This is a genomic window from Stenotrophomonas sp. As-7 (assembly GCF_030291015.1).
GTDB lineage: Bacteria > Pseudomonadota > Gammaproteobacteria > Xanthomonadales > Xanthomonadaceae > Stenotrophomonas > Stenotrophomonas lactitubi.
In genome coordinates this window covers 2,253,126-2,266,073 of the sequence record NZ_CP127405.1, presented here as the reverse complement: position 1 = coordinate 2,266,073, position 12,948 = coordinate 2,253,126, and the positions used below count along the sequence as shown (strand labels likewise).

12 protein-coding genes are annotated in these 12,948 nt (G+C 66.1%); 11 read left to right on the top strand and 1 reads right to left on the bottom strand.

Annotation, left to right across the window (positions count from 1 at the left end):
• Positions 1-7 precede the first annotated feature (7 nt).
• Entirely contained in the window at positions 8-1,888 is a 1,881-nt protein-coding gene (flgK, locus tag QP457_RS10505; protein WP_180167010.1) for a flagellar hook-associated protein FlgK, read from the top strand.
• On the top strand, positions 1,885-3,087 hold the full coding sequence (gene flgL / locus QP457_RS10500; RefSeq protein ID WP_205404042.1) for a flagellar hook-associated protein FlgL: 1,203 nt from the start codon (positions 1,885-1,887) through the stop codon (positions 3,085-3,087). Before flgK ends, flgL begins: the two co-directional genes overlap by 4 nt.
• Positions 3,088-3,281: 194 nt before the next feature.
• Here the strand turns inward: flgL and QP457_RS10495 are convergent, their stop codons facing one another.
• A complete protein-coding gene (locus QP457_RS10495; protein ID WP_180167008.1) occupies positions 3,282-3,455 on the bottom strand; it encodes a hypothetical protein in 174 nt (57 codons plus the stop codon).
• 31 nt (positions 3,456-3,486) lie between these two features.
• On the opposite strand from QP457_RS10495, the gene QP457_RS10490 reads away from it, so the two are divergent.
• The 9 genes from QP457_RS10490 (at position 3,487) to rpoN (ending at position 12,939) form a co-directional block, all read left to right on the top strand.
• Positions 3,487-4,704, top strand: coding sequence for a flagellin (locus QP457_RS10490; protein WP_100552482.1), 1,218 nt, complete (start codon positions 3,487-3,489; stop codon positions 4,702-4,704).
• A gap of 72 nt (positions 4,705-4,776) precedes the next feature.
• Complete coding sequence (locus QP457_RS10485) at positions 4,777-5,967, top strand: flagellin (protein ID WP_100552481.1); 1,191 nt, start codon at positions 4,777-4,779, stop codon at positions 5,965-5,967.
• 86 nt (positions 5,968-6,053) lie between these two features.
• Complete coding sequence (locus QP457_RS10480) at positions 6,054-7,232, top strand: flagellin (RefSeq protein ID WP_100552480.1); 1,179 nt, start codon at positions 6,054-6,056, stop codon at positions 7,230-7,232.
• Positions 7,233-7,675: 443 nt separating this feature from the next.
• Positions 7,676-9,094: a flagellar filament capping protein FliD gene (gene fliD, locus QP457_RS10475; RefSeq protein ID WP_100552479.1), complete on the top strand. Its 1,419-nt coding sequence runs from the start codon at positions 7,676-7,678 to the stop codon at positions 9,092-9,094.
• Between the two features lie 129 nt (positions 9,095-9,223).
• Positions 9,224-9,640, top strand: a complete 417-nt coding sequence (gene fliS / locus QP457_RS10470) for a flagellar export chaperone FliS (protein WP_089241027.1) — start codon at positions 9,224-9,226, stop codon at positions 9,638-9,640.
• Positions 9,637-9,930, top strand: a complete 294-nt coding sequence (locus QP457_RS10465) for a hypothetical protein (protein WP_099818402.1) — start codon at positions 9,637-9,639, stop codon at positions 9,928-9,930. Before fliS ends, QP457_RS10465 begins: the two co-directional genes overlap by 4 nt.
• Entirely contained in the window at positions 9,927-10,505 is a 579-nt protein-coding gene (locus tag QP457_RS10460; protein ID WP_180167006.1) for a PilZ domain-containing protein, read from the top strand. Before QP457_RS10465 ends, QP457_RS10460 begins: the two co-directional genes overlap by 4 nt.
• A 91-nt stretch (positions 10,506-10,596) precedes the next feature.
• A complete protein-coding gene (locus QP457_RS10455; RefSeq protein WP_205404041.1) occupies positions 10,597-11,229 on the top strand; it encodes a response regulator transcription factor in 633 nt (210 codons plus the stop codon).
• 300 nt (positions 11,230-11,529) lie between these two features.
• Positions 11,530-12,939 carry an RNA polymerase factor sigma-54 gene (gene rpoN, locus QP457_RS10450; protein WP_205404040.1) on the top strand — a complete coding sequence of 470 codons (1,410 nt, stop codon included), beginning with the start codon at positions 11,530-11,532 and terminating at the stop codon, positions 12,937-12,939.
• Positions 12,940-12,948: the final 9 nt, after the last annotated feature.

Sequence of the window (12,948 nt, the reverse complement as noted above, 5' to 3'; positions counted from 1 at the left end):
GAACCCCATGTCCAGCGTACTTTCCACCGGTACCAGTGCCCTGCTCGCCTTCCAGCGTGCGTTGGCCACCACCAGCCACAACGTGGCCAACCTCAACACGCCCGGTTACAGCCGGCAGAAGGTCGACTTCGCCACCGCCACCCCGCAGAACTATGGCTACGGCGACGTTGGCAACGGCACCCGCATCGTCGACATCCGCCGCGCGGCCGACCAGCTGGCGATCTCGCGCCTGCTCGACAGCAGCGGTGAGCTGGCGCGCCTGAAGCAGCTTTCGGGCATGGCCGACCGGGTCAATGCGCTGTTCTCCGACGCGGCCACCAACGTGGCCGGGGTCTGGTCGAACTTCTTCGACACCGTCAGCGGCCTGTCCTCCAACGCGGCCGGCACCGCCGACCGGCAGAACATGCTGGATGGTGGCAAGGCGCTGGCCAATCGCTTCAGCCAGCTCAACACCCATCTGAACAACCTCAATGGCGAGGTCAACAACGGGTTGATGGCCGGTGCCACCGAGGTCAACCGGCTGGCGTCGGAGATCGCGCAGATCAACGGCGCGATCGGCACCAACATCGCCAACGCCGCCCCTGACCTGCTCGATCGCCGCGACCAGTTGATCTCGCAGCTGGTGGGCTACACCGGCGGCACGGCGGTGATCCAGGACGGCGGCATCATGAACGTCTACACCGCCGGCGGCCAGGCGCTGGTGGTAGGCACCACGGCATCGAAGGTCACCACGGTGGCCGACCCGTACCAGCCCGAGCGCCTGCAGCTCGCACTGCAGACCCAGGGCGGCACCATTACCCTGGACCCGAAGGCTGTGGGCGGCCAGATCGGGGGCCTGCTCGAGTTCCGCGATACCGTGCTGACCCCGGCCCAGGCCGAACTGGGCAAACTGGCTGTCGGCCTGGCCGAGACCTTCAACAGCACCCATCGCCAGGGCGTCGATCTGTACGGCAAGATGGGCGGCGACTTCTTCAACATCGGCACGCCGCGTGTCACCGGCAATGCCAGCAACACCGGCACCGGTTCGATCAGCGCCAGCTATGGCGACCTTGGCAAACTGGAAGCGCAGAACATCGTGCTGAAGTTCGATGGCAGCAACTGGACCGCCAGCCGCGCCGACACCGGTGCGAGCGTTCCGCTGACCGGTACCGGCACCGCCGCTGACCCGTTGCTCATCAACGGTGTGAAGCTGGTGGTCGGTGGTACCCCGGCGGCCAACGATCGCTTCCTGCTGCAGCCGACGGCCGGCGTGGCCGGCAGCCTGGAGATGGCGATCACCGATCCCTCGCGCATTGCCGCGGCGGCCGCGATCAAGGGTGCGGCGGCACTGGCCAACACCGGTACCGGCAAGCTGAGCGGCGTGACCGTGACCGACTCGGCCAACGCCAACCTGCGCAATCCTGCTGCAATCGTGTTCACCTCGGCCACCACCTACACCATCGATGGTGGCCCGCCGCAGACCTACACGCCCGGCCAGACCATCAGCGCAAACGGCTGGAGCTTCGTGCTCGATGGCGTGCCGAAGAATGGCGACACCTTCAACATCACTCCGACCCCGGCCGGCTCGTCGGACAACAGCAACGCGACCAAACTGTCCAAGGTGGAATCGGCCAAGGCGTTCAACGCCGGCACGGTGACACTGGGCGGGGCATTGGGCGGGCTGACCACCCAGGTCGGCGCGGCGGCGCGTTCGGCGGAATACTCGCTGGGGGCGCAGCAGGTGATCGCCGACCAGGCGCAGGCGGCGCGTGACGAAGTCTCGGGCGTCAACCTCGATGAGGAAGCGGCTGACATGCTGCGCCTGCAGCAGGCCTACCAGGCCGCCTCGCAGCTGATCTCCACCGCCGACTCGATGTTCCAGACCATCCTGGGAGCCGTGCGCCGATGAGCAACCGCATCTCCACCGGAATGATGTACAGCCAGTCGGTGGCGCTGATGATGGCCAAGCAGGCCAAGCTCAGCCATCTGGAACAGCAGATCGCCACCGGCAGCAAGATCGTCAGCGCCAAGGACGATCCGGTCGCCGCAGGTGCCGCGGTTGGCCTGGACCGCAGCCTGGCCGCACTGGAGCGCATGAAGCTCAACGGCAACAACGTGCAGAACCGCCTGGGCGTGCAGGAAAACACCCTCGCCCAGGTCAACGACCTGATGGCGCGCGTCAACGATCTGACCATCCAGGCCAGCAATCCCGCCTTGAGTGCGCCTGACAAGAAGACCCTGATCACCGAGTTGAACCAGATCCGCGACGGTCTGCTGTCGCTGGCCAACAGCAGCGATGGCACCGGCCGCTACGTGTTCGGTGGTACCAACGACAGCGATCCGCCGTTCGCCAAGATTGACGGCAAAGTTGTCTATCGCGGCGACCAGACCCAGCGCCAGGTGGAAGTCGGCCCGGACACCTACGTGCGCGACGCCCTGCCCGGCAGCGAGATCTTCCTGCGCATTCCCACCGGCGATGGCTTCGTCGATGGCAGTGCAGCGGCAGGCAACACCGGCAACGGCGTGCTGACCAACATCACCCGCGATGGCAGCGACAGCTGGAACGGGCAGGCGTTCAGTGTGCGCTTCACGGCCGCCGACCAGTACGAAGTACTGGACGGTGCCGGCAACGTGACCAGCACCGGCACCTACAAGGCCGGCAGCGAACTGGAGATCAATGGCGTTCGCCTGCAGATCGCAGGCACGCCAGCGACTGGGGACAGCTTCAACGTGCAGGCCGCCAGCAGCCGCGACATCTTCGGCACCATGGACAAGCTGATCGCCGCGCTGGATGCCGATACCGGTACCCCGGCGAAGATGGCCGCGCAGCAGAACGAGCTGCAGAGCGCATTGCGTGATGTCGGCCGCGCTGCGGAACGGATGATCGATTCCCGCGCTGCCGGTGGCGCGCAGCTGAAGGCGCTGGACAATGCGGCGGAGATGCGCGAGGCCAATGGCGTAACGCTGAAGACCACGCTGTCGCAGATGCGTGACCTGGACTACGCCGATGCGTTGAGCCAGTACCAGCTGGAAAGCACCGCATTGCAGGCGGCACAGACACTGTTCTCGCAGATGCAGTCGATGTCGCTGTTCAACAAGATCCGCTGATTCCACGCGCCCGCGTTGGAGCCCAAGGCCGCGATGCCCTGCATCGCGGCCTTTTTCGTTTCCGCGGTCATGTACCGCTGCGCTCGCCGGGCCATGCCCGGCGGATGTGCCGGGATCGCCCATCAAGCCCAGCCGGGCCCCGCCGATACCTTCATCAGCGTGGGGCGGGCATGACTGGCCACCCCTTCCAGGGTTCACCCCGCCCCTTCCGGGCCGGCGGAAATCCCCGGAAAAACAGCTTTCAGCGACGAAATTCGGCTGCAACGAAATTCCCCGCTAAAGGTTGTTGACAAAGCGCCGTTATTCATTTGGCAACGGCGAAGCACACAGCCAAACAAAAAAATCAGGCGGCGCTTCGTTTCATTCACCAACGGGTTCCACATAAGAGGAGACGACCCCATGGCACAGGTAATCAACACCAATACGATGTCGCTCAACGCTCAGCGCAACCTGAGCACCAGCGGCAGCTCGCTCGCTACCACCATCCAGCGCCTCTCGTCCGGCCTGCGCATCAACAGCGCGAAGGACGACGCCGCCGGTCTGGCCATCAGCGAGCGCTTCACCACCCAGATCCGTGGTCTGGACGTGGCCATCCGCAACGCCAACGACGGCATCTCGCTGGCCCAGGTCGCCGAGGGTTCGCTGAACGAAGTCGGCAACAACCTGCAGCGCATCCGCGAACTGGGCGTGCAGGCCTCCAACGCCACCAACTCGGCCAGCGACCGCAAGGCGCTGCAGGCCGAAGTGACCCAGCTGGTCAGCGAGATCGACCGCGTCGCCAAGCAGGCCGACTTCAACGGCACCAAGCTGCTGGATGGTTCGTTCACCAGCCAGCTGTTCCAGGTGGGCGCCAACGCCGGCCAGGCCATCGCCATCAACAGCGTGGTCAACGCCAAGGCCGATTCTCTGGGCGCGGCCAACTTCGCCAACGGCTACACCGGAACCGCTCTGGCCGTCGACAAGGCCACCGCCGATACCACCTATTCCGGCCTGCAGATCTCGGTGACCCCGCCGGGCGGCACCGCCACCACGGTCACCGTCAGCGACTTCACCGTGAAGGCCGGCGAGTCGATCACCTCGGCCACCGCAGCTGCGATCAACAACAAGCTGGGCGAAACCGGCGTGGTTGCCTCCGTCAACGCTGGCGTGGTCAGCCTGGCGTCGGTCAAGGACGGCCAGACCTTCACCCTGGGCGTCAGCGCGGCCACCCCGCCGGCCGGCGTCACCGCCGCCACCATCGCCGGCCTGGGACTGACCGAGACCAGCACCAACGGCGGCACGCTGACCGGCGCAACGGCCAGCTTCGTCAAGGACCTGAACGTCACCACGGCCGAGGGCGCGCAGAAGGCGATGTCGATCGTCGACAAGGCCCTCGAATCGGTCAACAGCGTGCGCGCCGACCTCGGCGCGATCCAGAACCGCTTCACATCGGTGGTCGCCAACCTGCAGACCTCCTCGGAGAACCTGTCCGCATCGCGCAGCCGCATCCGCGATACCGACTTCGCCAAGGAAACCGCCGAGCTGACCCGCACCCAGATCCTGCAGCAGGCCGGTACGGCCATGCTGGCCCAGGCCAACCAGGTACCGCAGAACGTGCTCAGCCTGTTGCAGCGCTGACATGAGCCGCCCCCGGGGCACGTCGGGGGCGTCTAACCCAACTCACGTGCAACCGCTCAAGGACCTCTCCTCATGGCACAAGTAATCAACACCAACACGATGTCGTTGAATGCTCAGCGTAACCTGAGCACCAGCGGCAGCTCGCTGGCCACCACCATCCAGCGCCTGTCCTCCGGTTCGCGCATCAACAGTGCCAAGGACGATGCGGCCGGTCTGGCCATCTCCGAGCGCTTCGGCACGCAGATCCGCGGTACCGACGTTGCCATCCGCAATGCCAACGACGGCATCTCGCTGGCCCAGGTCGCCGAAGGTTCGCTGACCGAAATCGGCAACAACCTGCAGCGCGTCCGCGAGCTGTCGGTGCAGGCCTCCAACGCCACCAACTCGGCCAGCGACCGCAAGGCGCTGCAGGCCGAAGTGACCCAGCTGGTCTCGGAAATCGACCGCGTCGCCAAGCAGTCGGACTTCAACGGCACCAAGCTGCTGGACGGTTCGTTCTCCAGCCAGCTGTTCCAGGTCGGCGCCAACGCCGGCCAGGCCATCGCCATCGACAAGACCATCGATGCCAAGGCCAATGCCCTGGGTGGCGCCAAGTTCGACACCAACGCGCTGGTCCTGGCCGACCCGGGCACCAACGCGGACTTCACCACCACCGGCCTGTCGATCAACGGTGTGGCCATCGCCGACGTCTCGGTCAAGCAGGGCGCCGACGCCGCTGCCACCGGCAAGGCGTCGCGTGAAGCGCTGGTGACCGCCATCAACGCCAAGATCGGTGAAACCGGCGTCTACGCCGAAGTGAACGGCACCGCCGGCGTGACCCTGACTTCGGTCAAGGACAGCGCCAATGCCGATGGCTCGTTCAAGGCCATCACTGCGACTCCGGGCACCTGGGCAGGCAACACGCAGGCCACCTTCACCGCCACTGCCGCTGCTGCGGCCCCGGCAGCGAAGTACGCCAGCAACCTGGACGTCAGCACCGTGAAGGGCGCCCAGCAGGCGATGGAAATCGTCGACAAGGCCCTGGGTGCGATCAACAGCACCCGCGCTGACCTCGGTGCGATCCAGAACCGCTTCACCTCGGTCGTGGCCAACCTGCAGACCTCGTCGGAAAACCTGTCCTCGTCGCGCAGCCGCATCAAGGACACCGACTTCGCCAAGGAAACCGCCGAGCTGACCCGCACCCAGATCCTGCAGCAGGCCGGTACGGCCATGCTGGCCCAGGCCAACCAGGTGCCGCAGGGCGTGCTCAGCCTGCTGCGCTGATCTGCTCTCTGATCGACCTCCGGGCGCTGCATGACGCGGCGCCCGGATCCTGAAACACGTTCCACCTTCGCCAAAGGAAAAGCACCATGGCACAAGTCATCAACACCAATACCATGTCCCTGAATGCTCAGCGCAACCTGAGCACCAGTGGCAGCTCGCTGGCCACCACCATCCAGCGCCTGTCCTCCGGTTCGCGCATCAACAGCGCCAAGGACGATGCGGCCGGTCTGGCAATCTCCGAGCGCTTCGGCACCCAGATCCGTGGCACCGACGTGGCCATCCGCAATGCCAACGACGGCATTTCGCTGGCCCAGGTCGCCGAAGGTTCGCTGACTGAAATCGGCAACAACCTGCAGCGCGTCCGCGAGCTGTCGGTGCAGGCCTCCAACGCCACCAACTCGGCCAGCGACCGCAAGGCGCTGCAGGCCGAAGTGACCCAGCTGGTTTCGGAAATCGACCGCGTCGCCAAGCAGTCGGACTTCAACGGCACCAAGCTGCTGGACGGCTCGTTCTCCAGCCAGCTGTTCCAGGTGGGCGCCAACGCCGGCCAGTCGATCGCCATCGACAAGACCATCGACGCCAAGGCTGGCTCGCTGGGCACCGCGACCTTCGCCAACGGCGCAACTGACGCCCTGGTTGCCAGCACCGACGGCGCACGCATCACCGGCAAGGTGATGGGCGTGGACATCGGTACGGTCGAACTGAAGGCCGGCGCCACCACCGCAGACGCTTCGAAGGCGGTCGCGACCGCGATCAACGCCAAGATCGGTGAGGCCGGCATCTACGCCGAAGCCAATGCCGACGGCACGATGAAGCTGAGCTCGGTGAAGGAAGGCAAGGCAATCGTGGCCGCCGACATCGCCCTGGAGCGCAGCGACCTGAACGCCGGTACCGGCGTGTGGGGCGCGAAGGCTGCAGCCGGCGCCTACACCGCCGGCACCGACACCGCCGCCAACGTGCAGAAGCTGGATGTGAGCACCGTGCTCGGCGCCCAGCAGTCGCTGGAAGTGGTCGACAAGGCCCTGGGTGCGATCAACAGCACCCGCGCCGACCTAGGTGCGATCCAGAACCGCTTCACCTCGGTCGTAGCCAACCTGCAGACCTCGTCGGAAAACCTGTCCTCGTCGCGTAGCCGCATCAAGGACACCGACTTCGCCAAGGAAACCGCCGAGCTGACCCGCACCCAGATCCTGCAGCAGGCCGGTACGGCCATGCTGGCCCAGGCCAACCAGGTGCCGCAGGGCGTGCTCAGCCTGCTGCGCTGATCCACGGCAAGAAGGCGCCGCTACCGTCGGCTTGAACCGACGGTAGCGGCAACCCGACAGCCACGGCGTACACAGATGCGGGCCATGCCCGGCCCGGGAAGCGTCCCGAACCGGCTTGGCATCGCCCGCCCCTGCGGACCTCTCTTTCAGCGTTGTGCATTTTGACTGTACGTACCGGGCGGCTTCGTCTCCCCCCGATTGTCAGTAGCCTGATCCCTCCCCTGCATTGGGGGAGGGTTTTTTACAGACCCCCGGCAGCCCGCGGTGAACCCACCCGCACCCTGCCCCAGACCTCCTGCAACCGGCGTGCCAGAACTGCCCTTCCGGCCAGTGGCACGGCGCATGCATCAACGAAGTCCTCAAGACCCAGCGGCGCAGGCCGCTATTTTCGTTGACGACGGGCCGCCGCACGATGGCCAGGCCCGTATACCAGGAGAAACGACGTGGCAGACTTTGGATACGGTGGCATTGGCTCAGGGCTGGATATCTCCAGCATCGTCAACCAGCTGGTCGCGGCGGACCGCAAGCCGGCCGACAACGCGCTGAACCTGCAGCAGTCCAAGACCAAGATGCAGTTGTCGTCGCTCGGCACGGTCACCTCGGCGTTCGACAAGCTGAAGACCGCATTGACCGCGCTGAAGGCCACCACTGCCTTCGACACCCGCACCGTCACCGCCACCGGCAAAGCCGGCCCCAACAACGCCAACGATGTGCTGACCGCGTCGGTAGCGCTGTACGACGTGGGCACCAGCAAGGCCGCCGCGTCCAACGGCACCCATCTGATCGAGGTGAAGAACCTGGCATCGGCGCACAAGCTGATCGCCGACACCTCGGTGCCAAAGACCGACACCTTCGGTGCCGGAACCTTGACGCTGACCGTTGGCGTGGGCGACAAGGCCAAGACGATGAACGTGCAGGTGGAGGAAGGCGACACCCTCACCACCGTCCGCAACAAGATCGACGCGGCTGGCCGCAAGGAAGGCGTGCAGGCGACACTGATCACCTCCGGCGACAACCAGTACCTGTCCATCGCCCAGGAAAAGACCGGTGCAGCCAGCGCCATCAAGCTGGAGTACGCCGGCAGCGATCCGAAGCTGGGCGCGCTGGTCGGCAGCCTGAAGGAAAACAGCCCCGCCAAGGATGCGCTGCTGACCATTGATGGTGTGGAAGTAGTGAGTGCCAGCAACACCGTGGCCGATGCCGTGCCAGGCCTGACCCTGAACCTGAAGGAACAGGGCAAGAGCACGGTGGTCATCAGCACCGACACCACTGCCGCGACCAAGGTGATGCAGGAGTTCGTGACCGCCTACAACGCGGCCGTCGCGGCGATCAACACCGAAACCAAGTACGACCCGAAGACCAAGGAAGCGGCTGCACTGACCGGCGACGCACAGATGCGTGGTGCGATCGCGCAGCTGCGTTCGACGATGTCCGGCGTGCTCAAGGACCTGGCAGGCGACCAGCTGGACGCCAAGGCGCTGGGCCTGCAGACCCGCGGCTACCCCAACGCCGATGGCACCCTGGTGCTGGACAGCACCAAGTTCGCTGCCGCCCTCGCCGCCCAGCCGGAAAAGATCCGCCAGGCGGTCACCGGCGATACCGGCGGTGCCGGCCGCCTGTATTCGCTGGTTGACGGCTACGTCAGCACCACGGTCGGCAAGGAAGGCGCGTTCGTCGCCCGCACCAAGGGACTGAACACCACGCTGGACAACATCGACAAGCGCCGCAAGGACCTGGACGCGCGCATGGTCGGTGTCGAGGCCCGTTACAAGAAGCAGTTCGTGGCATTGGACAGCCTGATGGGCAAGCTGCAGCAGAGCAACACCGCCCTGCAGCAGCAGCTGGCCCAGTTGAACCGCTGAGGAAACACGCGCGGCGCTCAAGTTTGGCGCCGTACGCACCGATAACGGACGCAACAGCAATCATCGCAGTGCCGGCGTCAACGGTCCCTTCGACCGCACCCCGGCACCCCGCGCAAGGGAGAATCACGAATGTACGGTTCCAGCCGTCAGTACGCCGAGCAATACCGCCAGGTGGGTGTGACCAGTGCGGTCGCCGATGCCGATCCGCACAAACTGGTGGCGCTGCTGCTGTCCGGCGCACTGGAGCGCGTGCGCCGTGCACAGGCCACGCTCGAGCAGGGCGACCAGGCCGGCAAGGGCAAGGCGATCGGCGAAGCATGCGCGATCGTCGCCCACCTCAACGGCTCGCTGGACCACGAAGCCGGCGGCGAGATCGCCGGCAACCTGTCGGCGCTGTATGACTACCTGCTGCAGCGCCTGACCGAGGCCAACCTGCACAACGATCGCGCTGCACTGGACGAATCGCTGCAACTGCTGGGCGAGATCGACGGTGCCTGGAATGCCATTCCGCACGAACAGCGCCGTCCCGCGGCGGTGGCGCCATGAGCCTGCTTGAACTCAATGCGCAGCTGGATGCCTTCGAGAAAGCCCTCGACGAAGAGGCATTCGAACAGGCCGACAGCCTGCTCGACGGCCATGACAGCACCCTGCATGCACTGCTGAGCCAACCGTTGACCAGCGCCGACCACGCACCGCTGTCGGCGCTGCTGGAACGCCAGCAGAGCCTGATTGGCCTGCTGCGCCAGCGTCGCGATGCCGTATCGGTGCAGATGCAGGACGGCCGCCGCTCCCTTCGCGCCGCGCATGCCTACCTGCAGGCAGAATCGCTGGCATGACCGTCCTGCCGACCACGTCCCTGCACCACCCGGCCGAAAGCGAGCTGTTCGACGAAACGCTCAGCTGCGAACTGGCCCTTCCCGCCGAGTTCCAGGCCGGTAGTGCAACAGGCCGGACCAGCAGTGCCGAGGGCCTGCTGCGCAGCCTGGCGCTGGTCGAAGACAGTCGCATCGACGAACACGAAGAACGCAGCGAAGCCAGCCTGCAGCTGCAGCGCCTGGAAGCCAAGGTGGACCTGACCATGGTCCTGCTCGGCCGCCTGATCCGCCAGCAGGGCCAGGAACCGACGCTGCGCCCGGTGCGCTGGTCGCGCCGCGGCATCCGCCTGCAGCTGGGCCCGCGCAGTGGCAGCCTGCCCGGCCAGGCCGGCGTGGTCCGCCTGCAACCCAGCGACTGGCTGCCCGACCATATCGACCTGCCGGTGGAAGTCATCGCCGAAGCAGCTGATGGCGGCGGCGGCCACTACCTGTGGCTGCGTTTCCATCACCTCGGCGATGGTCTGGAAATGGCGATGGAACGGCATCTGTTCCGGCTGCATCGGCGGCAGGTGGCCGAGGCCCGTCGCGCACGCTGAAATCTGCCACCATGCAGGCAGACGGCCAGCCCTTGGCGTGCCCGTTCAGCTAAGTTAAGGTGGACCCCCCTCCCCAACCTCCAGCGTGCCTGTGCGAGTTCTCATCGTCGACGATCACACCCTGGTTCGCGCCGGCCTGGCGCGGTTGCTGCAGGGGTTTGCCGACGTGCAGCTCGTCGCCGAGGCCAGCAATGCCGAACAGGCACTGCAGATGGCCCTGAAGCACGCGCCGGATGTGGTGCTGATGGACCTGTCGCTGCCCGGCCGTACCGGCCTGGAAGCACTGAGCGACATCCGCCTGCGCGCACCGGGTACGCGCATCGTGATGATGACCATGCATGATGACGCCGCCCACGTACGCGATGCACTCGATCGCGGCGCCGTCGGTTTCGTGGTGAAGGATGCCGCGCCGCAGGAACTGGAACTGGCGCTGCGTGCCGCGCATGCTGGCCAGGTGTTCCTGAGCCCGCAGATCTCGGCCAAGATGCTGGCACCGATGCTCGGCCGCGAAAAGCCGACCGGCATAGCCGCACTGTCGCCGCGCCAGCGCGAGATCCTTCGCCGCATCGGCAAGGGCGAGAGCAACAAGGAAATCGCCGCCGACCTTGGCATCAGCGTCAAGACGGTGGAGACCCATCGCGCGCGCATGATGGAATCACTGGGCTGCCGTCGCGCCAACGATCTGCTGCTGCTGGCTGCGCGCCACCAGCACGAGCTGGAATGACGTCCACGCGCCACGGGTAACACCGTGGTGCCGCCCACGGGGTTGACGACGAAATACCGTCACCCACACGTGCCCCGACGGGATTCCGTACAGCAGGCGCGAGCGCGCAGCTCGGCGATCGACCACGAATCAACGAGTTAGCGACCGCAATCGTCAAATTCCCGCGCTTGTGTAGGGGATTTCCTTACAAGCTGTCGGGAATACCACCAACCCCCTCAGGAACCCCCTGATTCCGCCCCTGCCGGATCAAAAGCAAGATGTGTTCCACAAGGCGTCGGGGAGCGGCGCCGGGGAATCACGATGAAGGCTTCACTTTCGACCCAGCTGGGTCAACAGCTTCACCTCACCCCGCAGTTGCTGCAGTCGATCAGGCTGCTGCAGCTCGACGGCCTGCACCTGGAGCAGGAAATCCAGCGCCTGCTGGAATCCAATCCGCTGCTGGAAATCGAAGACGCCGAAGCGCCCGCCGCTGAAGCCACCGATGCAGCCAGCACCACGCTCGATACGGCTGCGTTCGACGAGCTGCCCGAATCCTCGATGTGGGATGTGTCCGGCGCCAACTGGCAGGACGGCGATGACGACCGCATGGCGCGCATTGCCGCTGGCGAGTCGAGCGACCCGCAGCTGCGCGTGCTGCAGCGCCTGGCGCTGGACCTGGACGAGCGCGAACTGGCCGTGGCCGCCTTCTGGCTGGAACACTGCGACGATGCCGGCTACCTGCAGGCACCGCTGGCACAGCTGCAGCTGCTGGCCAGCGCGCAGTTCGATATCGATGCCAACGGCGTTGAAGCGATCCGTCAGCACCTGCTGCAGGGCGAGCCGGCCGGCATGGCCGCGCAGGACCTGCGCGAATCGCTACTGGCCCAGCTGTGCAGCCTGCACGGGGTGGTGCCGGCACGTCATCTCGCCGCGCGCATTCTGGACGGCGCGCTCGATGCCTTGGCCGCCCACGACTACCCTGCCCTCGCCCGCCAGCACGATGCCGAGATCGAGGACGTGCGCGAAGCCGTTCGCCTGATCCTGTCGCTGCAGCCGCGCCCGGGCGACAGCCTGCTGCCCGAGCGCAATGCAGTGGTGGTGCCCGACGTGGTCGCCTGGCACGCCGATGAACAATGGAAGGTGGCACTGAACCCGGCCACCAGCCGCCGGGTGTCGATCAACAGCCAGTACGAACAGGCCCTCGCCGAGACCAGCGACGCCGCCCCCGCGCTGCGCGAGATGCTGCAGGAGGCGCGTTGGTTCAGCCGCGGCCTGTCGATGCGCTACGACACCCTGCTGCGCACCGCGCGGGTGATCGTCGAGCGCCAGGCGGCCTTCCTTGTGCGTGGCGAGGAAGCCATGGCACCGCTGACCCTGAAGGAAGTGGCCGAGGAAATCGGCATGCACGAATCCACCGTTTCGCGCATCACCACCGGCAAGTACCTGCAGACCCCGCGCGGCACCTTCGAGCTCAAGCACTTCTTCGCCGTGCGCCTGGAAGGCGCCAGCGTGTCCGGCCAGGCGGTCAAGGCCATGGTCCGCCGCCTGATCGATGCCGAGCCCGCCGGTCGCCCGTTGGCGGACGAGGCCATCGCTGGCCTGCTGTCCCGCCAGGGGGTGAACATTGCCCGTCGAACCGTCGCAAAATACCGCGAACAACTGGATATCGCCCCGGCCCGCGAACGGCGCCGGGTCAACGCCAGGCAACCGCAGCTGGCCCGGGTGGGCTGAAAAGGATGT

What these genes read in the sequence shown, in the direction of transcription:
- flgK (WP_180167010.1), top strand. Translation starts at nt 8, where the DNA reads ATGTCCAGCGTACTTTCCACCGGTACCAGTGCCCTGCTCGCCTTCCAG.
- flgL (WP_205404042.1), top strand. Translation starts at nt 1,885, where the DNA reads ATGAGCAACCGCATCTCCACCGGAATGATGTACAGCCAGTCGGTGGCG.
- QP457_RS10490 (WP_100552482.1), top strand. Translation starts at nt 3,487, where the DNA reads ATGGCACAGGTAATCAACACCAATACGATGTCGCTCAACGCTCAGCGC.
- QP457_RS10485 (WP_100552481.1), top strand. Translation starts at nt 4,777, where the DNA reads ATGGCACAAGTAATCAACACCAACACGATGTCGTTGAATGCTCAGCGT.
- QP457_RS10480 (WP_100552480.1), top strand. Translation starts at nt 6,054, where the DNA reads ATGGCACAAGTCATCAACACCAATACCATGTCCCTGAATGCTCAGCGC.
- fliS (WP_089241027.1), top strand. Translation starts at nt 9,224, where the DNA reads ATGTACGGTTCCAGCCGTCAGTACGCCGAGCAATACCGCCAGGTGGGT.
- QP457_RS10465 (WP_099818402.1), top strand. Translation starts at nt 9,637, where the DNA reads ATGAGCCTGCTTGAACTCAATGCGCAGCTGGATGCCTTCGAGAAAGCC.
- QP457_RS10460 (WP_180167006.1), top strand. Translation starts at nt 9,927, where the DNA reads ATGACCGTCCTGCCGACCACGTCCCTGCACCACCCGGCCGAAAGCGAG.
- rpoN (WP_205404040.1), top strand. Translation starts at nt 11,530, where the DNA reads ATGAAGGCTTCACTTTCGACCCAGCTGGGTCAACAGCTTCACCTCACC.